At 68.3% G+C, this 26,016-nt stretch carries 25 protein-coding genes and 1 tRNA gene; 16 read left to right on the top strand and 10 right to left on the bottom strand.

The genetic code is table 11. The features are described 5' to 3' along the window. Positions 1 to 9: 9 nt before the first annotated feature. Positions 10 to 690, bottom strand: coding sequence for an endonuclease III (gene nth / locus ACQI46_RS09190; RefSeq protein ID WP_427093918.1), 681 nt, complete (start codon positions 688 to 690; stop codon positions 10 to 12). A gap of 212 nt (positions 691 to 902) precedes the next feature. Between nth and ACQI46_RS09185 the strand changes: the two genes are divergently transcribed. Together ACQI46_RS09185 and crp are read left to right on the top strand one after the other, a co-directional pair. Continuing rightward, entirely contained in the window at positions 903 to 1,247 is a 345-nt protein-coding gene (locus ACQI46_RS09185) for a hypothetical protein (RefSeq protein WP_427093676.1), read from the top strand. 104 nt (positions 1,248 to 1,351) lie between these two features. Continuing rightward, the gene (gene crp / locus ACQI46_RS09180) at positions 1,352 to 2,026 is read left to right on the top strand and encodes a cAMP-activated global transcriptional regulator CRP (protein ID WP_005138643.1); all 675 of its coding nucleotides are present in this window, start codon (positions 1,352 to 1,354) and stop codon (positions 2,024 to 2,026) included. Positions 2,027 to 2,128: 102 nt separating this feature from the next. Here crp and ACQI46_RS09175 read toward each other — a convergent pair whose 3' ends face one another. From ACQI46_RS09175 to ACQI46_RS09165, 3 genes are read right to left on the bottom strand one after another with little or no spacing between them, the layout of a single operon-like run. Then, positions 2,129 to 2,914 (bottom strand): MBL fold metallo-hydrolase, encoded by a 786-nt coding sequence (locus tag ACQI46_RS09175; protein WP_427093675.1) that lies wholly within the window; start codon positions 2,912 to 2,914, stop codon positions 2,129 to 2,131. Between the two features lie 8 nt (positions 2,915 to 2,922). Beyond that, positions 2,923 to 3,384 (bottom strand): RidA family protein, encoded by a 462-nt coding sequence (locus ACQI46_RS09170; RefSeq protein WP_427093674.1) that lies wholly within the window; start codon positions 3,382 to 3,384, stop codon positions 2,923 to 2,925. Next, positions 3,381 to 3,542 carry a hypothetical protein gene (locus tag ACQI46_RS09165; protein ID WP_427064629.1) on the bottom strand — a complete coding sequence of 54 codons (162 nt, stop codon included), beginning with the start codon at positions 3,540 to 3,542 and terminating at the stop codon, positions 3,381 to 3,383. The genes ACQI46_RS09170 and ACQI46_RS09165 overlap by 4 nt, the downstream gene beginning before the upstream one ends. Before the next feature lie 48 nt (positions 3,543 to 3,590). Here ACQI46_RS09165 and ACQI46_RS09160 point away from each other — a divergent pair, with 48 nt between their 5' ends. Continuing rightward, the gene (locus ACQI46_RS09160; protein WP_427093673.1) at positions 3,591 to 4,634 is read left to right on the top strand and encodes an ArsA family ATPase; all 1,044 of its coding nucleotides are present in this window, start codon (positions 3,591 to 3,593) and stop codon (positions 4,632 to 4,634) included. Between the two features lie 13 nt (positions 4,635 to 4,647). Then, a complete protein-coding gene (locus ACQI46_RS09155; RefSeq protein WP_427093672.1) occupies positions 4,648 to 5,784 on the top strand; it encodes an ArsA family ATPase in 1,137 nt (378 codons plus the stop codon). 19 nt (positions 5,785 to 5,803) lie between these two features. Here ACQI46_RS09155 and ACQI46_RS09150 read toward each other — a convergent pair whose 3' ends face one another. Next, positions 5,804 to 6,160 carry a WhiB family transcriptional regulator gene (locus tag ACQI46_RS09150; protein ID WP_427093671.1) on the bottom strand — a complete coding sequence of 119 codons (357 nt, stop codon included), beginning with the start codon at positions 6,158 to 6,160 and terminating at the stop codon, positions 5,804 to 5,806. Positions 6,161 to 6,456: 296 nt separating this feature from the next. Between ACQI46_RS09150 and ponA2 (ACQI46_RS09145) the strand changes: the two genes are divergently transcribed. The 5 genes from ponA2 (ACQI46_RS09145) to ponA2 (ACQI46_RS09125) all read left to right on the top strand — a co-directional run bounded on the left by ponA2 (ACQI46_RS09145) (position 6,457) and on the right by ponA2 (ACQI46_RS09125) (position 13,943). Further along, a complete protein-coding gene (gene ponA2 / locus ACQI46_RS09145) occupies positions 6,457 to 8,910 on the top strand; it encodes a transglycosylase/D,D-transpeptidase PonA2 (protein WP_427093670.1) in 2,454 nt (817 codons plus the stop codon). A 48-nt stretch (positions 8,911 to 8,958) separates the two neighbouring features. Beyond that, entirely contained in the window at positions 8,959 to 9,933 is a 975-nt protein-coding gene (locus ACQI46_RS09140; protein ID WP_427093669.1) for a metallophosphoesterase, read from the top strand. Continuing rightward, positions 9,930 to 11,096, top strand: a complete 1,167-nt coding sequence (locus tag ACQI46_RS09135) for a PLP-dependent cysteine synthase family protein (protein WP_427093668.1) — start codon at positions 9,930 to 9,932, stop codon at positions 11,094 to 11,096. The genes ACQI46_RS09140 and ACQI46_RS09135 overlap by 4 nt, the downstream gene beginning before the upstream one ends. A gap of 152 nt (positions 11,097 to 11,248) precedes the next feature. Continuing rightward, a tRNA-Pro gene (locus tag ACQI46_RS09130) sits at positions 11,249 to 11,322 on the top strand. A 119-nt stretch (positions 11,323 to 11,441) separates the two neighbouring features. Then, entirely contained in the window at positions 11,442 to 13,943 is a 2,502-nt protein-coding gene (ponA2, locus tag ACQI46_RS09125) for a transglycosylase/D,D-transpeptidase PonA2 (protein ID WP_427093667.1), read from the top strand. A gap of 36 nt (positions 13,944 to 13,979) precedes the next feature. Here the strand turns inward: ponA2 (ACQI46_RS09125) and ACQI46_RS09120 are convergent, their stop codons facing one another. Genes ACQI46_RS09120 through ACQI46_RS09110 form a run of 3 tightly spaced genes read right to left on the bottom strand, consistent with a single transcriptional unit; the run spans position 13,980 to position 16,346 of the window. Continuing rightward, a complete protein-coding gene (locus ACQI46_RS09120) occupies positions 13,980 to 15,206 on the bottom strand; it encodes a TerC family protein (protein ID WP_427093666.1) in 1,227 nt (408 codons plus the stop codon). A gap of 8 nt (positions 15,207 to 15,214) precedes the next feature. Then, positions 15,215 to 15,349 (bottom strand): hypothetical protein, encoded by a 135-nt coding sequence (locus tag ACQI46_RS09115; protein WP_427093665.1) that lies wholly within the window; start codon positions 15,347 to 15,349, stop codon positions 15,215 to 15,217. Between the two features lie 10 nt (positions 15,350 to 15,359). Next, entirely contained in the window at positions 15,360 to 16,346 is a 987-nt protein-coding gene (locus ACQI46_RS09110; RefSeq protein WP_427093664.1) for an LLM class F420-dependent oxidoreductase, read from the bottom strand. An 85-nt stretch (positions 16,347 to 16,431) separates the two neighbouring features. Between ACQI46_RS09110 and ACQI46_RS09105 the strand changes: the two genes are divergently transcribed. The 6 genes from ACQI46_RS09105 (at position 16,432) to ACQI46_RS09080 (ending at position 22,748) form a co-directional block, all read left to right on the top strand. After that, the gene (locus ACQI46_RS09105) at positions 16,432 to 17,595 is read left to right on the top strand and encodes a hypothetical protein (RefSeq protein ID WP_427093917.1); all 1,164 of its coding nucleotides are present in this window, start codon (positions 16,432 to 16,434) and stop codon (positions 17,593 to 17,595) included. Position 17,596: 1 nt separating this feature from the next. Next, positions 17,597 to 18,244, top strand: coding sequence for a DUF4129 domain-containing protein (locus ACQI46_RS09100; RefSeq protein WP_427093663.1), 648 nt, complete (start codon positions 17,597 to 17,599; stop codon positions 18,242 to 18,244). Beyond that, on the top strand, positions 18,241 to 19,392 hold the full coding sequence (locus ACQI46_RS09095; RefSeq protein ID WP_427093662.1) for a DUF4350 domain-containing protein: 1,152 nt from the start codon (positions 18,241 to 18,243) through the stop codon (positions 19,390 to 19,392). Before ACQI46_RS09100 ends, ACQI46_RS09095 begins: the two co-directional genes overlap by 4 nt. 38 nt (positions 19,393 to 19,430) lie before the next feature. After that, positions 19,431 to 20,351, top strand: coding sequence for an AAA family ATPase (locus ACQI46_RS09090; protein WP_427093916.1), 921 nt, complete (start codon positions 19,431 to 19,433; stop codon positions 20,349 to 20,351). An 11-nt stretch (positions 20,352 to 20,362) separates the two neighbouring features. After that, a complete protein-coding gene (locus tag ACQI46_RS09085; RefSeq protein ID WP_427093661.1) occupies positions 20,363 to 21,694 on the top strand; it encodes a DUF58 domain-containing protein in 1,332 nt (443 codons plus the stop codon). Positions 21,695 to 21,860: 166 nt separating this feature from the next. After that, positions 21,861 to 22,748: a hypothetical protein gene (locus ACQI46_RS09080; protein ID WP_427093660.1), complete on the top strand. Its 888-nt coding sequence runs from the start codon at positions 21,861 to 21,863 to the stop codon at positions 22,746 to 22,748. 72 nt (positions 22,749 to 22,820) lie between these two features. On the opposite strand, the gene ACQI46_RS09075 is transcribed toward ACQI46_RS09080, so the two are convergent. Then, the gene (locus ACQI46_RS09075; protein ID WP_427093659.1) at positions 22,821 to 23,813 is read right to left on the bottom strand and encodes a stage II sporulation protein M; all 993 of its coding nucleotides are present in this window, start codon (positions 23,811 to 23,813) and stop codon (positions 22,821 to 22,823) included. 27 nt (positions 23,814 to 23,840) lie between these two features. Here ACQI46_RS09075 and ACQI46_RS09070 point away from each other — a divergent pair, with 27 nt between their 5' ends. Continuing rightward, positions 23,841 to 24,659, top strand: coding sequence for an RDD family protein (locus ACQI46_RS09070; protein ID WP_427093658.1), 819 nt, complete (start codon positions 23,841 to 23,843; stop codon positions 24,657 to 24,659). A gap of 1 nt (position 24,660) precedes the next feature. Here the strand turns inward: ACQI46_RS09070 and ACQI46_RS09065 are convergent, their stop codons facing one another. Beyond that, entirely contained in the window at positions 24,661 to 25,992 is a 1,332-nt protein-coding gene (locus tag ACQI46_RS09065) for a carotenoid oxygenase family protein (protein ID WP_427093657.1), read from the bottom strand. Between the last annotated feature and the right edge of the window lie 24 nt (positions 25,993 to 26,016).

Below are 26,016 nucleotides of genomic sequence, written 5' to 3'. Positions count from 1 at the left end.
GCAGCGGGCTCACAGACCGGCGAGCGCCAGCAGGTGCTCGGTTTCGGGGCCTCTCACCAGTGGCGCGGCGACCAGCGGATCGGTGGGTCCGGTGCCGAACGACGGGCAGTCCTTGGCCAGCACGCACACTCCGCAGGCGGGTTTGCGCGCGTGGCAGACCCGGCGGCCGTGGAAGATGACCCGGTGGCTGAGCAGGGTCCACTCGGAACGCTCGATCAGCTCACCGACGGCGTGCTCGACCTTGACCGGGTCTTCCTCGGCGGTCCAGCGCCAGCGCCGAACCAGCCGGCCGAAGTGCGTGTCGACGGTGATGCCGGGGATGTCGAACGCGTTGCCCAGGATGACGTTGGCGGTCTTGCGGCCGACCCCGGGCAGGGTGACCAGTTCGTCGAGGGTTCGGGGCACTTCGCCGTCGAAGCGTTCCATCAGTTCCTGGCCCAGCCGGATCAGCGAGGTGGTCTTGTTGCGGAAGAACCCGGTGGGTCTGATCAGTTCCTCGAGCTCGGCACGGTCGGCCTGCGCGTAGTCCTGCGCGGTGCGGTATTTCGCGAACAGCGCCGGGGTGGTCAGGTTGACGCGTTTGTCGGTGCTCTGCGCCGACAGGATGGTCGCGACGGTCAGTTCGAGCGGGTTGGTGAAGTCCAGCTCGCAGTAGACGTGCGGAAACGCCTCGGCGAGCGTGCGATTCATGCGTCGGGCCCGCCGGACCAGACCCAGTCGGGTTTCGCGGTCCCATTTTTTGCTCGACGCCCGCCGGGCAGGGGCGCTCGACTCACGCACGGTCACCAGGCCAGGGTACGCAGTGGCCGGCGACGCGCCGAGCCGCACCGGGCCTCGCATCGGTCGTTAACGAGGGCTTTTCGTGATCCCGCTGAGACCTTTGGCGTGTTTACTTCTGCGGTGTGTCGTGGTTGTTCGTCGCGCTGATCCCGGGGTTGCTGATGCTGGTGACCTTCGGTCTGGAGCGCGTCGAGGCGGGGCTGCGCCAGGACACGTTCTCGGCGGCCGATGTCGCGAAGTTCCTCGACCAGGCCCGCGCCGACGACGTCGACACCTTGGCCCGCGACGGGATCGACTCGGCGTTGCACAGCGCGGCGCAGCGGCGCGGCGAGGTGGATTCGGCCACCGGTGCGTTGTCCACCGTGACACCGGCATCAGGTTTGCCGACCCGGGAGTACTTCCAGCACCACGCAGAGCACACCGGCAATCCTGGGTTTCAGCAGACCCACCACGCCAACACTGTGTAGCGTGGGCTGGTCACGAACCGCTGTACCTCTAGACTGATCCCACCGATCGCTTCGGAGGTCGGCTCGCGCATGTCTATTCACCGAACAGTTATAAGAGGGGCAACGTGGACGAGATCCTGGCCAGGGCCGGAATCTTCCAGGGGGTGGAACCCAGCGCCGTTTCCGCGCTGACCAAGCAACTGCAGCCGGTTGACTTTCCGCGCGGGCACACGGTGTTCGCCGAAGGTGAGCCTGGGGATCGGCTGTACATCATCATCTCCGGCAAGGTCAAGATCGGCCGCCGCTCCCCTGATGGACGGGAAAACCTGTTGACCATCATGGGGCCGTCCGACATGTTCGGCGAGTTGTCGATCTTCGACCCGGGCCCCCGGACGTCGAGCGCCACCACCATCACCGAGGTGCGGGCCGTGTCGATGGACCGCGACGCGCTGCGCGCCTGGATCGCCGACCGTCCCGAGATCGCCGAGCAGCTGCTGCGGGTGCTGGCCCGTCGTCTGCGTCGCACGAACAACAACCTCGCGGATCTGATCTTCACCGATGTGCCGGGTCGTGTGGCCAAGCAGCTGCTGCAGCTGGCGCAGCGTTTCGGCACGCAGGAGGGCGGCGCGCTGCGCGTCACCCACGACCTGACGCAGGAAGAGATCGCTCAGCTGGTCGGCGCTTCGCGCGAGACGGTGAACAAGGCGCTGGCCGACTTCGCCCATCGCGGCTGGATCCGGCTCGAGGGCAAGAGTGTGTTGATCAGCGACAGCGAGCGGTTGGCCCGCCGAGCGAGGTAACGAGCGAGCATCCGGCCGCGAGCGAGGTAACCCGCCGAAATTGCATTCCACGCGCGTCAAGTACGCGTTTCGGCGCGCTACATGCAATCTCGGCGAGCCGCGTCAGCGGCGCAGGTAGTTCAGCTGCGCTTGCACACTCCACTCGGCGGCGTCCCAGAGCTTCTCGTCGACGTCGGTGTAGACGTGCTCGACGACGGCTCGGGCGCTGGCGTCCTCGCCGAGTTCGGCCAGCGCGCCACGGACCTGGTCGAGGCGTTCTTCGCGGTGCGCCAGGTAGGTGTCGCTGACCTCGACCAGGTTGTCGAGTTCGGGTCCGTGCCCGGGCAGCACCTGGCGCACGCCGAGGCCGCGCAGTCGCCGCAGTGATTCCAGGTAGTCGCCCAGGTCGCCGTCTTCGGAGTCGATGACGGTGGTGCCGCGGCCCAGGATGGTGTCTGCGGTCAGCACCGCATCTGTGCCCACCAGGAACGACACCGAGTCGGCGGTGTGGCCGGGGGTGGCCAGCACCGTGATCCGCAGCCCTGCCGCGTCGATGGCCTCGCCGTCGGTCAGCGGACCGCCGAGCCCGCGCAGGAAGCCGCTGCCCACCGACCGCACCACCGCGCCGGTCAGGTCGACGAGGCGGTCGATGCCGCCGGTGTGGTCGCCGTGGCGGTGACTGATCAGTACCAGCGGGATCGGCCCGAGCTCGGCGAGACGCTCGATGTGTTCGTCTTTGTCGTCGGGTCCGGGGTCGACGACGACCATCTCGTCGCTGCCCGGCCCGCGCAACACCCAGGTGTTGGTGCCGTCGAGCGTCATCAGGCCCGGGTTTTCGCACAGCAGTACCGAGGCGGTCTCGGTCACCGGCCTCAGGAGGCCGTAGGCGGGATGCTCGAGACCACTCACGCGTATCGCTAGCCGCTGACCTCGACGATGATCTCCACTTCCACGGGCGCGTCGAGCGGCAGCTCGGAGACGCCGACCGCGGACCGGGCGTGCGCACCGGCGTCGCCGAAGACCTCGGCGAACAGTTCCGACGCGCCGTTGATGACGCCGGGTTGGCCGTTGAAGCCGGGCGCGGAGGCGACGAACCCGACGACCTTGACCACCCGGACGACGGCGTCGAGCCCGACGAGCGAGTCGACGGCGGCCAAGGCGTTCAGCGCGCACTGCCGGGCCAGCTCCTTGGCCTGCTCGGGTGTCACGCCGGCGCCGACCTTGCCGGTGGCCGGCAGCTTGCCCGACACCATGGGCAGCTGGCCTGAGGTGTAGACGAGGTTGCCGGTCCGCACGGCCGGGATGTAGGCCGCCACGGGGGCGACGACCTCCGGCAGCGCGACGCCGAGGTCGCCGAGTCGGGCGGACCAGCCTGTCACTTGGGCCGCTTCAGATAGGCGACGTGTTGCTCGCCGGTCGGGCCGGGCAGCACCGACACCAGTTCCCAGCCGTCCTCGCCCCACTGGTCGAGGATCTGCTTGGTCGCATGTGTCAGTAGCGGGACAGTCGCGTATTCCCAGCGGGCCGGTTCGCTCATGTGCCCGAGCTTATCGGGCGGAGGAGCACCTATGGCTAGCATGCACTGGTGGCAACCACACCGAACGGGACAGCGACCGGTCCCAAGGCGGCCGGCTGGCCCTCTCGCCTGACCAAAGCCCGTCTGCACTTCGTTTCCGGCAAAGGTGGCACGGGCAAGACCACGATCGCCGCGGCGCTGGCGCTGGCGCTGGCCGCCAACGGTCGCAAGGTGTTGCTGGTGGAAGTCGAAGGGCGCCAAGGGATTTCGCAGCTCTTCGATGTGCCGCCGCTGCCGTACGAAGAGGTCAAGATCGCCACGGCCGAGGGCGGCGGCCAGGTCAACGCGCTGGCCATCGACACCGAGGCGGCGTTCCTCGAGTACCTCGACATGTTCTACAACCTGGGCCTGGCCGGTCGGGCGATGCGCCGCATCGGCGCGGTCGAGTTCGCCACCACCATCGCTCCGGGCCTGCGGGATGTGCTGTTGACCGGGAAGATCAAAGAGATCGTCACCCGTGGTGACAAGGACAAGGACCGCGCCAAGCACGGCGTGTACGACGCGGTGGTGGTCGACGCACCGCCGACGGGTCGGATCGCCCGGTTCCTCGACGTCACCTCGGCGGTGTCGGAACTCGCCAAGGGCGGCCCGGTGCATTCGCAGGCCGAGGGTGTGGTCAAGATCCTGCATTCCGACGCCACGGCGGTGCATCTGGTCACTCTGCTCGAGGCGCTGCCGATCCAGGAGACGGTCGAGGCCATCGAGGAGTTGCGGCAGATGAAGCTGCCGATCGGCAGCGTCATCGTCAACCGCAACATCCCGACCTATCTGCCGGCCGACGCGCTGGCCAAGGCCGCCGAGGGCGACATCGATGCCGACGCGGTGCGCGCCGACCTCGAGCAGGCCGGAATCACTTTGTCGGGCAACGATTTCGCCGGTCTGCTGACCGAGACGATTCAGCACGCGACGCGCATCACGGCGCGCACCGAGAGTGCCGAGCAGCTGGTGCAGATCGACGTGCCGCGGCTGGAGCTACCGACGCTGTCCGACGGGGTCGACCTGGGAAGTCTGTACGAACTGGCCGAAGAGCTCGCCCACCAGGGCGTGCGGTGAGCGGAGGACAACGATGAGCACCACTCCACCGGCCCTCGACATGGCCTCGATCCTGCAAGACCGGTCCAACCGCGTCGTGGTGTGCTGCGGCGCGGGAGGGGTCGGGAAGACGACGACGGCCGCGGCGATGGCGTTGCGCGCGGCCGAGTACGGGCGCACCGTCGTGGTGCTGACCATCGACCCCGCCAAGCGCCTGGCCCAGGCGTTGGGCATCAAGGACCTGGGCAACACCCCGCAGCGGGTGCCGCTGGCGCCGGAGGTCACCGGTGAGCTGCACGCGATGATGCTCGACATGCGCCGCACGTTCGATGAGATGGTGGTGCAGTATTCCGGCGCCGAGCGCGCCGATGCGATCTTGGAGAACACCTTCTATCAGACGGTGGCCACCTCGCTGGCGGGCACACAGGAGTACATGGCCATGGAGAAGCTGGGTCAGCTTCTGGCCGAGGACAAGTGGGATCTGGTCGTCGTCGACACGCCACCGTCGCGCAACGCGCTGGACTTCCTGGATGCGCCGAAGCGGTTGGGCAGCTTCATGGACAGCCGGCTGTGGCGGTTGCTGCTGGCTCCCGGCCGCGGTTTCGGCCGCCTGGTGACGGGCGCGGTGGGCCTGGCGATGAAGGGGATGTCGACGATCCTGGGGTCTCAGATGCTCTCGGACGCAGCGTCTTTCGTGCAGTCTCTGGATGCGACGTTCGGCGGTTTCCGGGAGAAGGCCGACCGCACCTACGATCTGCTCAAGCGGCGCGGCACCCAGTTCGTCGTCGTGTCGGCAGCCGAGCCCGATGCCCTGCGGGAGGCGTCGTTCTTCGTCGACCGGCTCTCCGAGGAGCACATGCCGCTGGCCGGGCTGATCTTGAACCGTACGCACCCGACGCTGTGCGATCTGACCGCGGAGAAGGCCGCTGAGGCGGCCGAGGTCCTGGAGCAGACGCGGCCGGACTCGGTGGCTGCGGCCGCGCTGCGGATTCACTCGGATCGGGCGTCGACGGCCAAGCGAGAGGTTCGGCTGTTGTCGCGGTTCACCGGCGCGAATCCGCACGTCGCGTTGGTGGGTGTGCCGTCGTTGCCGTTCGACGTTTCGGATTTGGAGGCGCTGCGTGCCATCGCCGATCAGATCACCGGCGAGGCCGCTGCGGCCGCGGGTTAGGTCACCGCAGGATCAGGACTTAGCCAGCGCTACGGTGCTTGCGCTGGGCGGCAAAGAAGTCAGCCCACGAAACGACGTCGGGATGCTGCTTGAGCAGAGCACGTCTCTGGCGTTCGGTCATGCCGCCCCAGACGCCGAACTCGACGCGGTTGTCCAGCGCGTCGGCGCCGCACTCGGCGATGACCGGGCAGTGCCGGCAGATCACGGCCGCCTTGCGTTGGGCGGCACCGCGTACGAAAAGCTCGTCGGGATCGGTCTGCCGGCAGCGCGCCTGGGAGACCCACGCGATTCGAGCTTCGGCTTCAGCTCCGTGGAGGGTGGAATGAGCCGACGGATTCACGGTGGCCTTACGCACGGCGGGCTTTGTAACTGACACCAGCGATCCTCTTCGTTCTGGCCGCGCCCCGACAACGCAGACGATGGACACAGACGTAGATCGCGGGGGTGCGATCTGCGCCACACTGCGAGTACCGGGTGTGACCTGTATCGCACTGTGCGCTCAATTTAGGTGGTCAGGCCCGGTTTGCGCAATACGTTCGTGACCACGTTTTTGGGACGACCGTGCCGTCAGGCCGGTACAGTGCCGCATCCAGGCATTTGGCACGCGGTGCCGCAATGCGTTGTCGCTGCTCTGGCGGGGACCGACTTTGCATCGTCGTTACTCTTGTACGCATGCCGGAGGAGTCCGATACACCGCCACCGCCGAAATCGGTGACGGTCATCAAGTTGGCGTGGTGCTGCCTGTTGGCCAGTGTGATCGCCGCCGCCTTGATGTTTCCGGTCGTCGGCGGAATAGGGCTGATGTCCAACCGCGCGTCCGACGTCGTCGCCAACGGCTCGGCCCAGTTGGTCGAGGGTGAGGTGCCGGCGGTGTCGACGATGGTCGACGCGAAGGGCAACGTGATCGCGTGGCTGTACTCGCAGCGACGCTTCGAGGTGCCGACCGAGCAAATCGCCAACACGATGAAGCTGGCGATCGTCTCGATCGAGGACAAGAGATTTGCCGAGCACAATGGCGTGGACTGGCAGGGCACGCTGACCGGCCTGTCGGGTTACCTGTCGGGCAATCCGGACACCCGCGGCGGCTCGACCATCGAGCAGCAGTACGTCAAGAACTACCAGCTGCTGGTGATCGCCCAGACCGACGCGGAGAAGCGCGCGGCGATCGAGACCACCCCGGCGCGCAAGCTGCGTGAGATCCGGATGGCTCTGACTCTGGACAAGACGTTCACCAAGCCGGAGATCCTGACGCGGTACCTGAACCTGGTGTCGTTCGGCAACGGGGCGTTCGGCGTCCAGGACGCAGCCCAGACCTACTTCGGGATCAACGCCTCGGAACTCAACTGGCAGCAGGCGGCGCTGCTGGCGGGGATGGTGCAATCGACCAGCACCCTGAACCCGTACACGAACCCCGACGGCGCCCTGGCACGCCGCAACGTCGTGCTGGACACGATGATCGAGAACCTGCCCGAGTACGCCGACGAGTTGCGGGTGGCCAAACAGCAGCCGCTCGGAGTGCTGCCACGGCCGAAGGAGCTGCCGCGCGGCTGCATCGCCGCTGGTGACCGCGCCTTCTTCTGCGACTACGCGCTGGACTATCTGGCGCGGGCCGGCATCAGCAAGGACCAGGTCGCCAAGGGCGGCTACATGATCAAGACGACGCTGGACCCCGACGTGCAGAACACGGTGAAGTCGGCGATCGACAATTTCGCCAGCCCGGATCTCGAGGGCGTGGCCAGCGTGATGAGCGTGATCCGCCCGGGCAAGGAGAACCATCCGGTTCTGGCGATGGCCAGTAACCGCACCTACGGCCTGAACCTCGATGCCGGCGAGACGATGCAGCCGCAGCCGTTCTCGCTGGTCGGCAATGGTGCCGGCTCGGTGTTCAAGATCTTCACCACCGCCGCGGCGATGGAGATGGGCATGGGCATCAACACCCAGCTCGAAGCGCCGGGCCAGTTCCAGGCCAAGGGCCTGGGCAGCAGCGACACCCCGGGATGTCCGCCTGCCACGTGGTGCGTGCGCAACGCCGGCAACTATCGGGGCACGATGAACGTCACCGACGCGTTGGCGACGTCGCCGAACACCGCGTTCGCGAAGCTGATCGCACAGGTCGGGGTGCAGCGCGCCGTGGACATGGCGGTGCGGCTGGGTCTGCGGTCCTATGCGCTGCCGGGCACCGCGCGCGACTACGATCCCGAGAGCAACGAGAGCCTCGCCGACTTCGTCAAACGGCAGAACATCGGTTCGTTCACGTTGGGTCCGATCGAGGTCAACGCGTTGGAGCTGTCCAACGTCGCGGCGACGTTGGCCTCCGGCGGCATGTGGTGCCCACCGAATCCCATCGACAAGATCTACGACCGCCGCGGCGAGGAGGTCTCGGTGACCACCGAGACCTGCGAGCAGGCGGTGCCCGAGGGCCTGGCCAACACGTTGGCGGTGGCGATGAGCAAGGACGACACCGGCGCCGGCACGGCGGCCGGGGCGGCGTCCTCCGTCGGCTGGAACCTGCCGATGTCGGGGAAGACCGGAACCACCGAGTCCAACCGGTCCTCGGCGTTCTTGGGTTTCACCAACCAGCTCGCCGCGGCCAACTACATCTACGACGACTCGACCGCCCCCACCGAGCTCTGCTCGTTCCCGCTGCGCCAGTGCGGGTCGGGCAACCTGTTCGGCGGTAACGAGCCGGCCCGGACGTGGTTCACCGCGATGAAGCCGATCGCCACCAACTTCGGCGAGGTGGTATTGCCGCCGACCGACCCGCGCTACGTCGAGGGCGGCCCCGGGTCCAGGGTGCCGAGTGTGGCCGGCCTGAAGGAAGACATCGCCCGCCAGCGCCTGCGGGAGGCCGGTTTCCAGGTGGCCGAGGGTGTGTCGTCGGTCAACAGCACGTCGTCGCGGGGCACGGTCGTCGGGACCTCGCCGAGCGGGCAGACGATTCCCGGGTCGATCATCACGATCCAGGTGTCCAACGGCATCGCGCCGGCACCGCCACCGCCGCCGCCGACTGTGGGGATCCCGGGGGCACCGCCGCCTCCGGTCGGTCAGCAGGTGATCCAGATTCCGGGTCTGCCGCCGATCACGGTGCCGGTGCTGGGTCCGCCGCCACCTCCACCGCCGGGCTGATCAGCAGGGAGATCGGTGGATGGCAGCCGGTGGCAGTAGGCTGGGTTGATGCCTGCTGTGCCTTCTGGTTCACCCGGATCGATCCTCAAGACCACCGCGGCCGCAACGTTCGGCACGCTCGTCGCGGGAATCGGCTATGCGTCGCTGATCGAGCGCAACGCCTTCGTCGTGCGTGAGACGACCATGCCGGTGCTCTCCCCCGGTTCCGCGCCGCTGAAGGTGTTGCACATCAGCGACATCCACATGCGTCCGACGCAGCGCCGCAAGCAAGCCTGGCTGCGCGACCTCGCGCGGTGGGAGCCGGATCTGGTGGTCAACACCGGCGACAACCTGGCCCATCCGAAGGCGGTCCCGGCGGTCGTGCAGGCGCTCGGTGATCTGCTGGCGGTGCCCGGGTTGTTCGTGTTCGGCAGCAACGACTATTTCGCGCCGCGGCTGAAGAACCCGGCCAACTACCTGACCAAACCCACCCACCGCATCCACGGCGAGCCGCTGCCCTGGCAGGACCTGCGGGCGGCGTTCACCGAGCGCGGCTGGCTGGACATGACCCACACCAGGCGCGAGCTGGAGGTCAAGGGTCTGCACATCGCGGCTGCCGGAGTGGAAGACCCGCACCTGTCGCGGGACCGGTACGCAACCATCGCGGGCCCGGCGAACGCTGCGGCCAATCTGACGCTGGGCCTGACCCATTCGCCGGAGCCGCGCGTGCTGGACCGCTTCGCCGCCGACGGCTACCAGCTGGTGATGGCCGGCCACACCCACGGTGGGCAGCTGTGCCTTCCGTTCTACGGCGCCATCGTCACCAACTGCGAGCTGGACCGGTCGCGCGCCAAGGGTCCGTCGCGGTGGGGCGCGCACACGCAACTGCATGTGTCGGCCGGTATCGGCACGTCGCCGTTCGCGCCGCTGCGCTTCTGCTGCCGTCCGGAGGCGACGCTGTTGACGTTGGTGGCCGCGCCCACGGGCGGCTCGGATGCCGGTTCGAAGGCCGGCCAGTCGCACCCGACCGTATCGGCGCGGTGAGCCGCGCGGGCTGTCGCCCGTCCCGAGACTGGGTCGACAATGCGGTGCGGCTCATCGAGGCCGACGCGCGCCGCAGCGCCGACACCCATCTGTTGCGCTACCCGCTGCCCTCGTGGGCAGCCGACTGTGATCTCGCGTTGTATCTCAAGGACGAGACGACGCACATCACCGGCAGCCTCAAGCACCGGTTGGCGCGCTCGCTGTTCCTGTACGGCTTGTGCAACGGCTGGATCGGCGAAGACACCACGGTGATCGAGGCGTCGTCGGGCTCCACTGCGGTTTCGGAGGCGTACTTCGCGGCGATGCTCGGGTTGCGGTTCATCGCGGTGATGCCGGAGTCCACGAGTGCGGCCAAGGTGGCGTTGATCCAATCCCAGGGTGGCCGTTGCCATTTCGTGCGCGAGTCGGCCCAGGTGTACGACGAGGCGCAGCGGCTGGCCGACGAGACCGGCGGGCATTATCTCGACCAGTTCACCCACGCCGAGCGTGCCACCGATTGGCGGGGTAACAACAACATCGCCGAGTCGATCTTCGAGCAGATGACGCAGGAGACGCATCCGATCCCGGAGTGGATCGTGGTGGGTGCGGGCACCGGTGGCACCAGTGCGACCATCGGCCGCTACATCCGGTACCGCCGCCATCCGACGAAGCTGTGCGTGGTGGACCCGGAGAACTCGGCCTTCTTCCCGTCGTATGCCACCGGGGATCCCGACGTCGTCACGGGCGCGTCGTCGCGGATCGAGGGCATCGGCCGGCCACGTGTCGAGCCGTCATTTCTGCCCGGCGTCGTGGATGTGATGGTGGCGGTGCCGGACGCGGCGTCGGTGGCCGCGGCGCATCACGTCAGCCGGGTGCTGGGGCGGCGGGTCGGTCCGTCGACGGGGACGAACATCTGGGGCGCGTTCGGGCTCCTGGCGCAGATGGCCGAGCAGGGCTGCAGGGGGTCGGTGGTGACGCTGCTCGCCGACGGCGGCGACCGCTACGCGGAGACCTACTTCTGCGACGAGTGGCTGGCCAGCCACGGCATGGCGCTGTCCGAGCCGGCCGAGGTCTTGGCCGAGTTCGAACGGTCCGGCTGCTGGCCGCTGTCGGAGTTGCGGATCAGCGGCCCCTCAGAGGTCAGGAACAGCCACAGCGCTGCCAGCACGAAAAATCCCACGTAGATCGACGCTCCGAGCCCAGTCATCTCTCGCCTCGTTTCCCACGCACCTGGTCGGTCAGACTGGACAACACCGTCGGTGGCCGGATTCATTCCGCAGCGGGTGGGCGTTTGGCTTCAACGGCCGCCGATGCGATACGCTGTCGTGGCTTCACGCGGGGTGTGGCGCAGCTTGGTAGCGTGCTTCGTTCGGGACGAAGAGGTCGTGGGTTCGAATCCCGCCACCCCGACTCGTGTGACAAGGAGAGGCCCTGACCGGATTCCCGGTCGGGGCCTTGTTCTTGTGGTGATCTTGCCGGGCCGCACCGATCCGCCCATCAGCCGCCGCGAGCCGCCATAAGCTGACACCATGCGCGACAGCCGTCGGGCAAAACGGGTTGTCATCGCCCAACTCGCAGGATGTTGCCTGCTGGCCGGGCTGCTGGTCGCCGCGCTGATGTTCCCGTTCGTCGGAGGCGTCGGATCCACTCTGATGGGCATTTCCGACTCGGCCAGCGAAGAATCCGGACTCCTGCTCGAAGGCGAGGCCCCGCTCGTCTCCACGATGGTCGACACCGAGGGGAATCCGATCGCGTGGCTCTACGAGCAGCGTCGATGGCACGTGCCCAGCGACCGCATCGCCGACACGGTGAAGTTGGCCATCGTCGCGATCGAGGACAAGCGATTCGCCGACCACAACGGTGTCGACTGGCAGGGCACACTCACCGGTCTGGCCGGATATCTGCAAGGCGTCGAGTCACCCCGGGGCGGGTCCACTCTGGAGCAGCAATACGCCAAGAACTTCAACCTGCTGGTGACGGCGAAGACGAACGCCGAGCGGCGCGCCGCCGTCGAGATCAGCCCGGCTCGCAAGCTGCGCGAGATCCGGGCTGCCCTGGCCATGGATGTGGCGCTGCCCAAGTCCGAGATCTTGGCCCGTTACTTGAATCTGGTGTCGTTCGGCAACGGGGCATTCGGGGTTCAGGATGCCGCGAAGACCTACTTCGGCATCGACGCGGTCGACCTCAACTGGCAGCAGGCAGCACTTCTGGCCGGGATGGTTCGGTCACCGGCGTCACTGGATCCCTACACCAACCCCGATGCGGCCCTGCAACGGCGAAACCTGGTGCTCAACACCATGATGGAAAACCTGCCCGACCGGGCCGACGAACTCCGCGCCGCCAAGTCGCAGCCGCTGGGGGTGCTTGCCCGGCCCGCCCAGCTTCCGCAGGGCTGCATTGCCGCGGGTGACCGCGCCTTCTTCTGCGATTACGCGGTTCAGTACCTGGCCCGGGCCGGTCTGAGCCCGCAGGACGTCGCGCGCAACGGCTACCTGATCCGCACAACGCTCGAGCCGAAGGTGCAGCGCAGCGTCAAATCATCGATCGACAAGGTCGCCGACCCGAGCGCACCCGGCGTGGCCAGTGTGATGAGTGTGATCAGACCGGGCAAGGAGGCACACGAGGTCGTCGCGATGGCCGACAACCGCACGTACGGGTTGGACCTCGGGGCCGGTCAGACCGTGCAGCCGCAGCCGTTCTCCCTCGTCGGCGACGGCGCCGGCTCCATCTTCAAGATCTTCACCACCGCCGCGGCGCTGGAGATGGGGATGGGCATCAAGACCAAACTCGATGTGCCCCAGTTCTTCCAGGCCACCGGGTTGGGCGACAGCACCGGACCGGGTTGTCCGCGCAAGACGTGGTGTGTGCGCAACGTCTCCGGGTTCGCCGGACAGATGGACGTGACCGAGGCGCTGGCGAAATCGCCGAACACCGCGTTCGCCAAGTTGATCTCCCAGATCGGCGTGCCTCGTGCGGTGGACATGGCGGTCCGGCTCGGGCTTCGTTCGTACGCCGAGCCGGGGACCGCTCGCGACTACGACCCGGACAGCAACGAAAGCCTCGCTGACTTCGTGAAGCGTCGGAACCAGGGGTCCTTCACGCTCGGGCCGCTGGAGCTCAACGCGCTGGAGTTGTCGAATGTGGCCGCGACGTTGGCATCTGGCGGCATGTGGTGTCCCCCGAGCCCGATCGCCAAGGTCTTCGACCGCCATGGCGACGAGGTGCCGCTCAACACTGCGGCCTGCGAGCAGGTCGTACCCGAGGGGCTGGCCAACACGTTGGCCAATGCGCTGGGCAAGGACCATACCGGCGGAACGGCCACCAGCGCGGCGGGAACGGTCGGGTGGGACCTGCCGATGTCGGGCAAGACCGGCACGACGGAGTCGCACCGGTCCTCGGGGTTCCTGGGCTTCACGAATCGGTACGCCGCCGCGAACTACATCTTCGACGACTCCCCGTCACCGTCGGGTCTGTGTTCGTACCCGCTACGCAAGTGCGGTGACGGCGACCTCTACGGCGGAACCGAACCGGCCCGCACCTGGTACCAGGCGATGAAACCGATCGCCGAGGACTTCGGTCCGGTGGCCATGCCGCCCACCGATCCGCTCTATGTCGAGGGCAGCCCCAGAGGCGAGGTGCCCGACGTGACCGGACTCAAGCTGGATGCGGCGCGGAAGAAGTTGACTGACAACGGGTTTCAGGTCGCCGCGCAGCCGACGTCGGTGAACAGCACCTCTACGAGGGGCACCATCCTGGGCACGAGCCCGCGAGGTAAGACCATCCCGGGGTCGATCGTGACGATACTCACCAGCAACGGCATCCCCCCACCGGTCTACCGGCCGCCACCGCCGCCCAGCGCGCCGCCGCCGGCGGCAGCACCCGCGGCGCCGCCGCCCCCACCTCCCAACGTCATCCAGGTCCCCGGCCTGCCGCCGATCGTCTTGCCGTGGGGCCCGCCTCCGCCGCCACCACCGGCGCCGCCACCACCGCCACCGGCGCCACCGCCGGCGCCGCCGCCGCCGCCGCCGTGAAGCGTCTGCACACCGGGCGGGGCAGCGAATCCGGTTCTACGTCAATCCTTTTGGTGTGAACGGCTCGGCCTGGCCGCGGTCGACGGCTTCGTCGTGTTTGGCGGCGGCGCGGTCGAGCAGGTCGGTCAGCGCTTTCTCGTCGCGCACCATCTGCCGGTACTTGGGGCCCAACTCGAGAATCTGGTCGCGCTCCCTGAGCAGGGCATCGAAGATGCGTTCACGTTCGGCCGGGTCCTTGGTGTATTCCGAATCGAGGTACGCCTTCGCGTGGCGGCGTGCGTTGCGGATCGCGGTCTGGGCCTTGCCTTTCGGGCTGAGCAACGAGGCCAGCACGGTGACGGCCAGTACGCCCAGGATCACGATCAGCGACATCGAGGTGCTGACCTCGACCACCGGGACGTGCTCGCCGTCGTTGATGAACGGCACGTTGTTCTCGTGCAGGGCATGCAGGATCAGCTTCACGCCGATGAACCCGAGGATCGTCGCCAGCCCGTAGGAGAGATAGACCAACCTGTCGAGCAGACCGTCGATCAGGAAGTACAGCTGCCGCAACCCGAGTAGGGAGAACGCAGTCGCGGTGAACACCAGGTACACATCCTGGGTGAGGCCGAAGATCGCAGGAACCGAATCCAGCGCGAACAGGATGTCGGTGCCGCCGATGGCGACCATGACCAGCAGCATCGGCGTGAGCATGCGCTTGCCGTCCACGACGGTCACCAGCTTGTCGCCGTCGTAGTGCTCCGTGGTGCGGATGAACTTCTTGGCCAGCCTGATGACGAAGTTGTCGGCTTCGCGGTCGTCGTCGTCGCGTTCGGACTTGAGCAGGTTGCCGGCCGTGAGCAGCAGGATCAGCCCGAACACGTAGAACACCCACGCGAACGTGTTGATCAGCGCCGCGCCCAGGAAGATGAAACCGGTACGGGCGATCAACGCGAACACGATGCCGAACAGCAGCACCTTCTGCTGGTCTTCGCGCGGCACCCGGAAGCTGGCGATGATGACCAGGAAGACGAACAGGTTGTCGACCGACAGCGCCTTCTCGGTGATGTACCCGGCGAAGTACTCCGACCCCGCCTTGCCGCCACCGAAAACCAGCACCCCGAGACCGAAGGCGATCGCGATGCCCACGTAGAGCGCCGACCACACCGCGGCCTCCCGCAGCGTCGGGACATGGGCCTTGCGGACGTGGAAGAAGAAGTCGAACGCGAGCAGTCCGACGATGAACGCGATCGTCAGGCCCCACACCCATGTCGGGACGTCCATCGTGGCTCTCAGGCGGTGGGTTCGCCGGAGCCCGAGTCCACGTCGGGGGTCTTCTCCTCGATGCGGTCAGGGTCCTCGCTGCGTGTCTTCGCCGAGGCCTCGGAGTCGTCCTCGTCGTCGTAGATGCCTTTGCCCCGTGTCATCGACACCCTTTCATCCGGCGGCGCTGCGCAGTTTGTCCAGCAGCGGCCCTGCTGCCTTGCTGAGAAACTCATCTTGGCTCTCGCCGCCCACCTGCACCAGAGCGATGTCGGTGAAGCCGGCTTCCCAGTATTTGCGTACGGCCTCGACAATCGCGTCGAGGTCGGGTCCACACGGGATGGAGTCGGCGGTGTCCTCCGGGCGCACGAACTGGGTGGCGCCGTCGAATCCGGCTGTGGTCGGCAGGTCGGAGTTGACCGCCCATCCGCCGGCGAACCAGCGGAACTGGTCGTGGGCGCGCGCGACGGCCGCCTCGCGGTCCGGATCCCAGCAGATCGGGATCTGTCCGATCACCCGGACGTCGCCGGGCAGACCGGTGGCCCGGCGCGTCTCATGCCAGGCATCGACGATGCCCTTGTCGGGTTCGACGGCGATGAGGTGGTCGGCCAGCGGCGCGAAGCGCTCGATGGACCGCTCCCCGGAGACCGCCGTCGCGATCGGGACCGGCACGTCGGGCAGGTCCCAGATCCGCGCCGAGTCAACCTCGTAGTACTCGCCTTTCCAGTCGACCATCTCGCCGGTGTGCAGCTCGCGGATGATCTGGATGGCCTCGCGCAGCATCTCGTGCCGGCGCGCCACCGTCGGCCACCGTTGCCCGACGACGTGTTCGTTGAGGTTCTCGCCGCTGCCCAGACCGAGGGTGAACCTGCCGTCTGCCAGGATCTGCAGCGTCGCGGCTTTCTGCGCCACGACCGCGGGGTGGTAGCGGATGGTCGGGCAGGTCACGTAGGTCATCAGCTCGACACGCTCGGTGGCGTGCGCGACGGCGCCGAGCACCGACCACGCGTACGGTGCGTGCCCCTGCGACGCCAGCCACGGGAAGTAGTGGTCGCTGGACACCTCGAAGTCGAATCCGGCGTCCTCGGCCGAAACCGCGTAGCGGACAAGGTCTTTGGGACCGCTCTGTTCGGTCATCAACGTGTAGCCGAATCGGGTCATGGGAGGCTAGTACCCGCGTGCCCCGATGCGAAACGGGTCGGGGGTCAAGGTCACCGCGTTGTCATTTCTCCCGGTGCTCGACAAGATGGGTGCCATGACCAACGACGCCGGCGGACACCGCCCATCGGGCGGCCCGGCCCCTGGCGTCCCACCCGCCTATCCGCCGCCCGGCTACGGCTACCCGCCGCCGGGATACGGTCCGCCGGGCTACGGTCCGCCCGCCTATGGTGCCCCCGGTTATCCGCCCCCCGGCTACGGACCGCCGCCGGCGCTCAAGCCGGGCATCGTGCCGCTGCGTCCACTGGTACTGGCCGACATCTTCAACGGGGCGATCGCGTCCATGCGGGCCAACCCCAAAGCCACCCTCGGGCTCACCACCATCGTCGTGGTCGTCACGCAGCTGCTGGGGCTGGCGCTTTCGGTGTGGCCGCTGGCCTTTTCCGAGTCCCTGGAAAGCGACGCGGACGCCGGATCGTTGATCGCGACCAGCGGTGCCAACCTGGCGTCGATCGCGTCGAGCGCGGCGGCCTCGGTGGCGACGGGCTTGTCGACCATCCTGCTGAGCGGCTTGTTGACGGTGGTCATCGGCCGTTCGGTGTTCGGTGCGGGCATCTCGATCGGTGAGGCGTGGCAGCGGCTGCGGCCGCGGCTCTGGGCGCTGATCGGTTTCGCGGTGCTGACCCTGTTGGCGACGCTTCTGGCGCTCGGCGCGTTCGTCGTGGTCGTCGCGGTGGTCGCGCAGGCGGCCAACGGCTGGGCGGCGTTGTCGGTCGGGTTGCCGTTGGGGCTGGTGACGCTGGGGCTGATCGTCTACGTCGCGGTGATGATCACCTTCGCACCGGTGGTGATCGTGCTCGAACGGCGCGATGTCATCTCCTCGATCAGGCGGTCGTTCACCCTGGTCAAAGGGGACTTCTGGCGGGTGTTCGGCATCCGGCTGCTGGCGATGGTGGTGGCTCAGATCGTCGCGGTCGCGGTGTCCATCCCGTTCACCTTCGGTGGCCAGCTCCTGTTCAGCACCACGGTCTCGGCCACCGCCGCGATGGTCGCGCTCGTGCTGATCGCTGTGGGCAGTGCGGTCGGCCAGATCATCACCGGGCCGTTCAACGCCGGTGTGGTGGTGCTGCAGTACGCCGATCGGCGCATCCGCTCCGAGGCGTTCGACCTGGTGTTGCAGACCGGCGCCGCGGTGGACCCCGCCGCGCGGCCCGACTCCACCGACGATCTGTGGTTGACCGGCCGGCGGTGACGTGGCTCCTGTAGACCTCGACCGCGACGACGCGCGCGATGCCGCGCAGCAGGAACTGGACAAGCTGATCTATCCCAAGCCGTCGCTGACCGACCGTCTCCTCGCCTGGTTCGACGAGCTGTTGTACCGGCTGGCTGCCGGTGCCGCCGACATCCCGGGTGGCTGGGTCACCGTGGTGGTGCTGGTGCTTCTGGCTGTCGTGGCCGTCGCGGTGGCGATCCGCGTCGCGCGGCGGGCGATGGGCACCGAGCGCAGCTCCGAGGTCACGTTGTTCGGCGACGCTGTGCTCAGCGCGGCGGAGCATCGGGCCATCGCCGAACGTCATGCCGCCGAGAAAGACTGGTCTGCCGCCGTCCGGCACCGGGTGCGCGCGGTGGCGCGCCGGCTCGAGGAGAACGGTGTGCTCGAGCCGAATCCCGGCCGCACCGCCACCGAGCTCGCGTCGGCGGCGGGCGTCCTGCTGCCACCGATGTCGGACCGATTCATCGCGGCCGCAAGGGCTTTCAACGACATCACCTACGGGCAGCGCCCCGGTTCGTCGGACCAGTACGCGATGGTCGCCGCGCTCGACGACGACCTGGCCGGGGCGAAGGTCTCGGCCCCCGGTGCGTCGCCCGACGCACCGCAGCCCTGGGCGCCGGTGCGATGACGCAGACGTCGACGGCGGTGGGCCCGACGGTGCGCCAACGGGTGCGCGCCGCCCGCTGGGTGGTGTTCGCGCTGGTGGTCGTCGTGGCCGTAGCGGCGCTGACCGTCTTCGCGACCGCGGCCCGCCCGGGCGGGCGCCTTGACGCCGGGGCGACGTCGGCCGAGGGCGCGCACGCGCTGATCGCGCTGCTACGCGACCAGGGTGTCACGGTCGTGGTGGCCGACACCGTCGCCGATGTCGAACGTGCCGCCCGTCCCGACACCCTGCTGGTCGCGGCGCAGACATTCCATCTGTTCGACGACGAGCAGCTGCGCCGGCTGGCCGAGGTGCCCGGCGATCGGTTGGTGCTCGAGCCGATCGGCAAGACGCGGGAGCAGCTCGCCCCGCAGCTGCGTCGCACCGAATCGGTCGAGTTCGGGGGTCTCGCGCCGGACTGCGACCTCCGCGAGGCGACCCGGGCCGGCACCGTCGCGTTCGACGCCGCGGATTCCTATGAGGCTGTGGACAACACACCGGTGACGCGCTGTTACGACGGTGTCCTGGCACGTTACCGAGACGACGACGGCCGCACGGTTACCGTGGTCGGCAGCGCGTCGTTCGTGACGAACGAGGGCCTGCTCGACGAGGGCAACGCGGCGCTGGCCCTGAATCTCACCGGTACGCATCAGCGGATGATCTGGTATGCGCCGCAGAGCAGCGAGGGCAGCGAAAGCCGCGGCGATGCTTCAATATTCGACCTGATCCCGTCGCAGGTGCATTGGCTGGTGTGGCAGTTGGTCGTGGTGGTCGTGCTGCTGGCGCTCTGGCGTGGACGCCGACTCGGACCGCTGGTGCCCGAACAGCTGCCTGTCGTGGTGCGCGCCTCGGAGACCGTGGAAGGCCGCGGTCGGCTCTACCGGTCCCGCCGAGCCCGCAACCGCGCGGCCGCCGCGTTGCGCACGGCCGCACTGCAACGCATGATGCCTCGCCTGGGTCTGCATCCGGGTGCGGCTCCGACCGCCGTCGTTCATGCCGTCGCGCAGCGCTGCGGCGGCGATGCCCAGGCCATCTCTCATACGCTCTACGGGACCGCGCCGGTCAGTGACACCGACTTGGTGAACTTGGCCCGCGCACTCGACGACATCGAAAGGCAGGTCGCACAGTCGTGACGCAGCCCCCCACTCACGAAGCCGCCCGCACCGCGCTGATGGCATTGCGCAACGAGATCGGCAAGGTGGTCGTCGGGCAGGACGCCGTGGTCAGCGGACTGGTCGTCGCGCTGCTGTGCCGTGGCCACGTGCTGCTCGAAGGTGTTCCGGGCGTGGCCAAGACGCTGTTGGTGCGGACGTTGGCGGCGGCGCTGCGGCTGGAGTTCAAGCGGGTGCAGTTCACGCCCGACCTGATGCCCGGTGATGTCACCGGGTCGCTGGTCTACGACGCGCGGACCGCCGAGTTCGAGTTCCGTGCCGGACCGGTGTTCACCAACCTGATGCTGGCCGACGAGATCAACCGGACCCCACCGAAAACGCAGGCCGCACTGCTCGAGGCGATGGAGGAACGCCAGGTGAGTGTGGACGGTGTCCCCCGGCCGCTGCCCGATCCGTTCATCGTGGCCGCCACCCAGAACCCGATCGAGTACGAGGGCACCTACCAGCTGCCCGAAGCGCAGCTGGACCGGTTCCTGCTCAAGCTCAATGTGCCGCTGCCGCCGCGTGATCAGGAGATCGCGATCCTGGACCGGCATGCCCGTGGCTTCGACCCGCGCAATCTGTCGACGGTGCAGCCGGTGGCCGGGCCCGCGGAGTTGACGGCGGGCCGCGAGGCGGTACAGCAGGTGTTGGTGGCCAACGAGATCCTCGGCTACATCGTCGACATCGTCGGCGCCACACGGCATTCGCCGTCGCTGCAGCTCGGGGTGTCACCGCGCGGCGCCACCGCATTGTTGGCCACCGCGCGCTCGTGGGCGTGGCTGTCCGGACGCAACTACGTGACCCCCGACGACGTGAAGGCGATGGCGCGGCCCACACTGCGGCATCGCATCGGGCTGCGCCCGGAGGCCGAGCTCGAAGGCGCCGGCGCCGACAGCGTGCTGGAGGGCATTCTCGCCGCGGTGCCGGTACCGAGATAGGTTCACTCCCAATGGTTTTGACCGATCGCGCCGCACTGATCGCACTGCTGTGCGCGGTGCCGGTGGTGGTCTCCCCCAGTCCGGCGGCGACGTTCGCGGTGCTGCTGGCCGCGCTGGCCGTCGCTGTGGTGGTGGATGTCGCGCTCGCGGCCAGTCCGCGCGGGTTGACGCTGACCCGCAGCGGCCAGACCTCGGCGCGGCTGGGCCAGCCCGTCGCCGCGGTGTTGGAGGTGACCAACGGCAGCCGGCTCCGGTTCCGCGGCGCCGTGCGCGACGCCTGGGCACCCAGCGCGTGCGCGCAGCCCCGCCGGCATGGGGTCGATCTTGCGGCCGGCCAACGCGTGACGGTGCAGACGCAGCTGAACCCGGTGCGTCGCGGCGATCAGGTCTCGGCGTTGGTGACTGCGCGCTCGATCGGGCCCATGGGCTTGGCGGGCCGGCAGGCGTCGCACCGGGTTCCGTGGCAGATCCGGATCTTGCCGCCGTTCCTGTCCCGGAAGCACCTGCCGTCGCGGCTGGCTCGGCTGCGGGAGCTGGAAGGCATGACACCGGTGCTGATCCGCGGACAGGGCACCGAATTCGATTCGCTGCGTGAGTATGTCGTCGGCGACGACGTCCGCTCGATCGACTGGCGGGCCACCGCACGCCGGGCCGACGTGGTGGTGCGCACGTGGCGTCCCGAACGGGACCGCCGGGTGGTGATCGTGCTCGACACCGGCCGCACCTCGGCCGGGCGCGTCGGTGTCGACCCGACCCGGCCCGGGGAGGCCGGTCAGGGCGGCTGGCCGCGGCTGGACTGGTCGATGGACGCGGCGCTGCTGCTGGCGGCACTGGCCGCCCGCGCCGGCGACCACGTCGACTTCCTGGCTCACGACCGAACCACGCGCGCCGGGGTGTTCAACGCCGGGCGGACCGATCTGCTGGCCCGACTGGTCGATGCGATGGCGCCGTTGGAACCGGCGTTGGTGGAGTCGGATCCGCGCGCGATGGTCGCCGCGATCCAGCGGCGGGTGCGGCGCAGTGCACTGGTGGTGTTGCTGACCGACCTGAACGCGTCGGCGATCGACGAGGGGTTGATGAGCGTGCTGCCGTCGTTGACCGCCAAGCATCGGGTGGTGCTCGCAGCGGTGGCCGACCCGCGGGTCGACGCGCTCGCGGCCGGACGCTCGGATGCGGTGGCGGTGTACGACGCGGCGGCTGCCGAGCGGGCGCGCAACGATCGGCGCGACGTGGCATCGCGGTTGCGGAGCCACGGCGTCGAGGTGGTCGACGCGGCTCCGGACGACCTGGCTCCTGAGCTGGCCGACCACTATCTGGCGATGAAGGCCGCCGGCCGCCTGTAACGCTTCTCCCTTCGCGAGCAGACACAAACTCGCACGCTTTCAGCCGTGATCGCGCGAGTTTCTGTCTGCTCGCCAAACCGTCGCGTTGTCCACAGACGGGGGTTGATCCCCAGCCGGAGCAGATTGTGTATCGGCGAGCCGCGCTGCGGGCGTGACGATTTCGCTCATGCAACTCGCAGTCACCGAGCTTTTCGATCCCAACGCCGGCTACGTCGCCACCCGCGAATTGCTGAGCGTCATGACCCGTCAACAACTCGATGTGCGGGTCCGACGCGGCGAGCTGATCCGTGTCTGGCACGGCGTCTACGCTCGCCACCCGCCGGACTATTTCGGCCGGCTCGCGGCGCTGGACGTGTACCTCGGCCAGCGCGCGGTCGCGTGTCTGGGCACGGCCGCCTGGCTCTACGGCTTCGATACCGAGGCCATATCGGCTGTCCACGTGCTCGACCCCGGCAGGCGGGTGCGGCCGGCGATCGGCTTGATGGTCCATCAGAGGCTCGGCGCGCCGCTGAACATCGTGCAGGGTCGACTGGCCACGGCGCCCGCGTGGACAGCTGTCGAAGTTGCACGTCAGCTCAAGCGTCCCCGGGCTTTGGCCACGCTCGACGCCGCGCTGCACTCAGGGCTCTGCGGTCCTGCCGACCTCGTGAAAGCGGTGCGTGAGCAATGGGGTCGGCGCGGGATCGTGGCCGTGCGGAGCCTTCTTCCGTTCGCGGACGGCCGCGCCGAATCGGCGCTGGAGAGCGAAGCCCGCCTGGCCATGCTCGATCGGGGCGTACCGGTACCGGAGCTTCAGTACGTCATCGAGGGCGACGAGGGCCAGCGGTGGCGAGTGGACTTCGCCTGGCCTGACTACGGGGTTGCGGCGGAGTACGAGAGCATCGAGTGGCATGCGGGCCGCGAGGAGATGTTGCGGGACAAGGAGCGGTTCGCCGGGATCCAGCGCACGGGGTGGACAGTCATCCCGATCATCGTGACCGACGTCCGCCTGCGCCCCGAGCTCATGGCGGACCGGCTCCTGGCCCACCTCGCCCGCGGCGGCTACACCGGTTGACCGCCGAGCAGACACAAAGTCGCACGCCGCGGGCCGAAAGAACGCGAGTTTGCGTCTGCTCGCGGAAGAAACTCAGCCCGTCGGCACCACGTCGGGCGCGTTGTCGATGTCGCCCGTCTCCCCGACCGCCGCGGCCTTGCGACCGAAGTGCACGACATAACCGATGAACGCGAGCTCCGCGGCGACGCCGATCGCGATGCGCACGAACGTCGGCAACCCTGACGGCGTCACGAACGCCTCGATCACCCCGGCGACCAGCAGCACCGCCACCAACCCGCCGGCCACGGCGATGACCGCGCGGCCCTGCTCTGCCAGCACTTGCCCGCGCGGGCGGTCACCCGGGGCCACCACCGTCCAGCCCAGCCGCATGCCGACCCCGGCGGCCAGGAACACCGCGGTCAGCTCGATCAGCCCGTGCGGCGTCAGCAGGCCCAGGAACACATCGCCCTTGTCGGCCGCGAACATCAGACCACCGCTCACGCCCAGGTTGGCCGAGTTCTGGAACAGGACGTACGGAATCGGGATGCCCAGCAGGATCGAGAACCCGATGCACTGCGCGGCCACCCACGCGTTGTTCACCCAGACCTGCAGCGCGAACGACCCGGCCGGATGCTCGCTGTAGTAGTCGGCGAAGTCGTGGTTGACCAGTTGCGCTATCTCGGCCGGCGTGCCGACCGTGGCCTGCACCTCGGGGTGGGTCGCCACCCACACGCCGATCACCGCGGCCACGAGGAAGAACGCCACCGCCGACCCCAGCCACCACCGCCACGCGCGGTAGGCGACGACGGGGAACGACACGGTCCAGAACCGTGCGAACTCCTGCCGCAGGGGCGCGTGCGCGCCGCTGACCACGGCGCGGGCCCTGGCCACCAGAGCCGACAGCTTGCCCACCAGCACGCCGTCCGAGGACGCCGACCGCACCATCGACAGATGGGTCGAGACCCGCTGGTACAGGTCGACGAGTTCGTCGACCTCGGCTCCGTTCAGCTTTCGACGGTTCTTGACCAGGTGCTCGAGCCGGTCCCATGACGGTCGGTTCGCCTGAACGAACGCGTCGACATCCATCAGCTGGATTTTAGTAGCGTGGCGAGCATGGTCGGCCAGCAACAGCCCGTGGTGACGGGCGACGCGGTGGTTCTGGACATCCAGATCGCCCAGTTACCGGTGCGGGCGCTGTCGGTGCTGATCGACGTCATCGTGGTGTTGCTGGTCTACGTCCTCGGTGTGGTGTTGTGGGCGCTGACGCTCTCGGAGATGGACGAGGCGTTCTCGGCTTCCGTCCTTCTCATCTTCACGGTGCTGGCGCTGGTGGGCTATCCGGTGATTTTCGAGACCGTCACCCGGGGTCGCACGCTGGGCAAGATGGTGATGGGTTTGCGGGTGGTGTCCGACGACGGCAGCCCGGAGCGTTTTCGCCAGGCGCTGTTCCGCGCCCTGGCCGGGGCCATCGAGATCTGGATGCTCACCGGCGGTCCGGCCGTGATCTGCAGTCTGCTCTCCTCGAAGGGAAAGCGTATCGGCGACATCTTCGCCGGCACCGTGGTGATCAGCGAACGCGCACCAAAGATGGCACCGCCGCCGGTGATGCCGCCGCAGTTGGCGTCGTGGGCGTCAGCGCTCGAGTTGTCGGGGCTGCGCCCCGGCCAGGCCGAGCTGGCACGCCAATTCCTCGCGCGCGCCCCGCAGCTGCAGCCGCAGGTGCGCGACGAGATGGCCTATCGGATCGCCACCGAGGTGGTCGCTCAGATTTCGCCGCCACCGCCGCCGGGCGCCCCACCGGCCATGGTGCTCTCCGCCGTCCTCGCCGAGCGTCACCGCCGCGAGCTGCTGCGCCTGCACCCGCAGTCGGTCCCGCCGGGCGGTCCCCCGCAGCAGCCGTCGACGTGGCCCAGCTTCACACCGCCGTCCTAGTTCAGCCTGCGATCCAGTTGCCGTGGAAGCCGTACGGAACACGTTGCGGCAGATGGATTGTCGCCACGGGATCACCGGTGAAGTCGGACGCGTCGAGGATCACCAGGTCGCTGCCGTCGCGCGCCGCGTCGTAGACGTAGCCCAGGTACCAGCCGCTGGACTCGTCGGCCGCGCCCGCGGTCGACGGCACGAACACCGCCTCTCCGGGGTTGCCGGGGCCCGACGCCGGGAACCGGTGTTCGACCGCGTCGCCCGTGGTCAGGTCATGACGCACCCAGTTGCGGTTCCCGACCGACACTGCGTACCGCGCCGCCTTGGTGGCCAGCCGGTCGTCGATGCGGGGGAACTCGACACTGCGGTCGTCGAGCTGGCTTTCGGTCACCTTCCCGGTGGTCAGGTCCACCGTCCAGGTCCACAGCACGCCTTCAGCGTCGAATCCACCGTTGTCGCGCCATAATTCGGGGTAGCGCACCGCCTGCAGGACGAGGGACTCCCCGGTTTCTGAGCTGGTCTCGTACGCGTTGGCGACGTGGAACACGTAGCACGGATCGATGTCGACCCACCGGACCTCACCGAACGGGTCGTCGCGGCGCAACAGTCCCAGCCGGGCGCCGTAGTCGTCGTCCCAGCGGTACGGCATGTCACCGGTGCCGCGCATCGCGATGTCGAGGTCGAACACGATCGGCAGGTCCATGAAGACCGCATGGTTCGGGGTCAGCGCGAAGTCGTGCATCATCGTCAGGGCCGGGACGTCGAGGCCGCGGTTGACCGACAGCGTGCCGTCGGCGTCGGCGCGGTGGTAGGTGACGTGCGGGGTGAAGATGTTGCCGTAGCCGAAGAAGTGCATTTCGCCGGTGTCGGGGCAGATCTTCGGGTGCGCGGTCATCGAGTCGACCAGCCGGCCGTCGAAGTCGTACGCGCCGACGGTCTCCAGTTCATCGGTGATCTCGTAGGGCAGCGACGATTCGACCAGCGCCAGGGTCTTACCGGCGTGGTTGACGATGTGGGTGTTGGCCACGCTGGCACGCAGGTTGCGGGTGCCGTCGGCGTTGTAGAGCGGGAAGTCCTCGACGAAGCTGTCGGTGCGCACCCACCGGTTGCGGTACCAGGCGGCCCGCCCGTTCTCCAGGCGCACACCGTGGATCATGCCGTCGCCGGTGAACCAGTGGCCGGTGGCCACCCGCGGGTTGGGGCCGTTGCGCAGGTACCAGCCCGTCAGCTCGGGCGGAATCGCGCCGTCGACGGGCAGGTCGAATTCGGTGAGCTCGTCGGCGACCGGTGCGTAGTTGCCCACCTCGAAGATCGACGCCGCGCTGCTTGTGGTTTCGCTCATGGACATCTCCCAGGCTCGTCGTCC

It is taken from the genome of Mycobacterium sp. SMC-4 (assembly GCF_050205565.1).
Taxonomy (GTDB): domain Bacteria; phylum Actinomycetota; class Actinomycetes; order Mycobacteriales; family Mycobacteriaceae; genus Mycobacterium.
The sequence above is the reverse complement of the archived record's forward strand: the minus strand, read 5'-3'. Positions and strand labels throughout refer to the sequence as shown.

What these genes read in the sequence shown, in the direction of transcription:
- ACQI46_RS09075 (WP_427093659.1), bottom strand. Translation starts at nt 23,813, where the DNA reads ATGGATGTCGACGCGTTCGTTCAGGCGAACCGACCGTCATGGGACCGG.
- ACQI46_RS09105 (WP_427093917.1), top strand. Translation starts at nt 16,432, where the DNA reads ATGGGTGCCATGACCAACGACGCCGGCGGACACCGCCCATCGGGCGGC.
- ACQI46_RS09120 (WP_427093666.1), bottom strand. Translation starts at nt 15,206, where the DNA reads ATGGACGTCCCGACATGGGTGTGGGGCCTGACGATCGCGTTCATCGTC.
- ACQI46_RS09065 (WP_427093657.1), bottom strand. Translation starts at nt 25,992, where the DNA reads ATGAGCGAAACCACAAGCAGCGCGGCGTCGATCTTCGAGGTGGGCAAC.
- ACQI46_RS09090 (WP_427093916.1), top strand. Translation starts at nt 19,431, where the DNA reads ATGGCATTGCGCAACGAGATCGGCAAGGTGGTCGTCGGGCAGGACGCC.
- ACQI46_RS09115 (WP_427093665.1), bottom strand. Translation starts at nt 15,349, where the DNA reads ATGACACGGGGCAAAGGCATCTACGACGACGAGGACGACTCCGAGGCC.
- ACQI46_RS09155 (WP_427093672.1), top strand. Translation starts at nt 4,648, where the DNA reads ATGAGCACCACTCCACCGGCCCTCGACATGGCCTCGATCCTGCAAGAC.
- ACQI46_RS09095 (WP_427093662.1), top strand. Translation starts at nt 18,241, where the DNA reads ATGACGCAGACGTCGACGGCGGTGGGCCCGACGGTGCGCCAACGGGTG.
- nth (WP_427093918.1), bottom strand. Translation starts at nt 690, where the DNA reads ATGAATCGCACGCTCGCCGAGGCGTTTCCGCACGTCTACTGCGAGCTG.
- ACQI46_RS09110 (WP_427093664.1), bottom strand. Translation starts at nt 16,346, where the DNA reads ATGACCCGATTCGGCTACACGTTGATGACCGAACAGAGCGGTCCCAAA.
- ACQI46_RS09085 (WP_427093661.1), top strand. Translation starts at nt 20,363, where the DNA reads ATGGTTTTGACCGATCGCGCCGCACTGATCGCACTGCTGTGCGCGGTG.
- ACQI46_RS09080 (WP_427093660.1), top strand. Translation starts at nt 21,861, where the DNA reads ATGCAACTCGCAGTCACCGAGCTTTTCGATCCCAACGCCGGCTACGTC.
- ponA2 (WP_427093667.1), top strand. Translation starts at nt 11,442, where the DNA reads ATGCGCGACAGCCGTCGGGCAAAACGGGTTGTCATCGCCCAACTCGCA.
- ponA2 (WP_427093670.1), top strand. Translation starts at nt 6,457, where the DNA reads ATGCCGGAGGAGTCCGATACACCGCCACCGCCGAAATCGGTGACGGTC.
- ACQI46_RS09070 (WP_427093658.1), top strand. Translation starts at nt 23,841, where the DNA reads ATGGTCGGCCAGCAACAGCCCGTGGTGACGGGCGACGCGGTGGTTCTG.
- ACQI46_RS09140 (WP_427093669.1), top strand. Translation starts at nt 8,959, where the DNA reads ATGCCTGCTGTGCCTTCTGGTTCACCCGGATCGATCCTCAAGACCACC.
- ACQI46_RS09165 (WP_427064629.1), bottom strand. Translation starts at nt 3,542, where the DNA reads ATGAGCGAACCGGCCCGCTGGGAATACGCGACTGTCCCGCTACTGACA.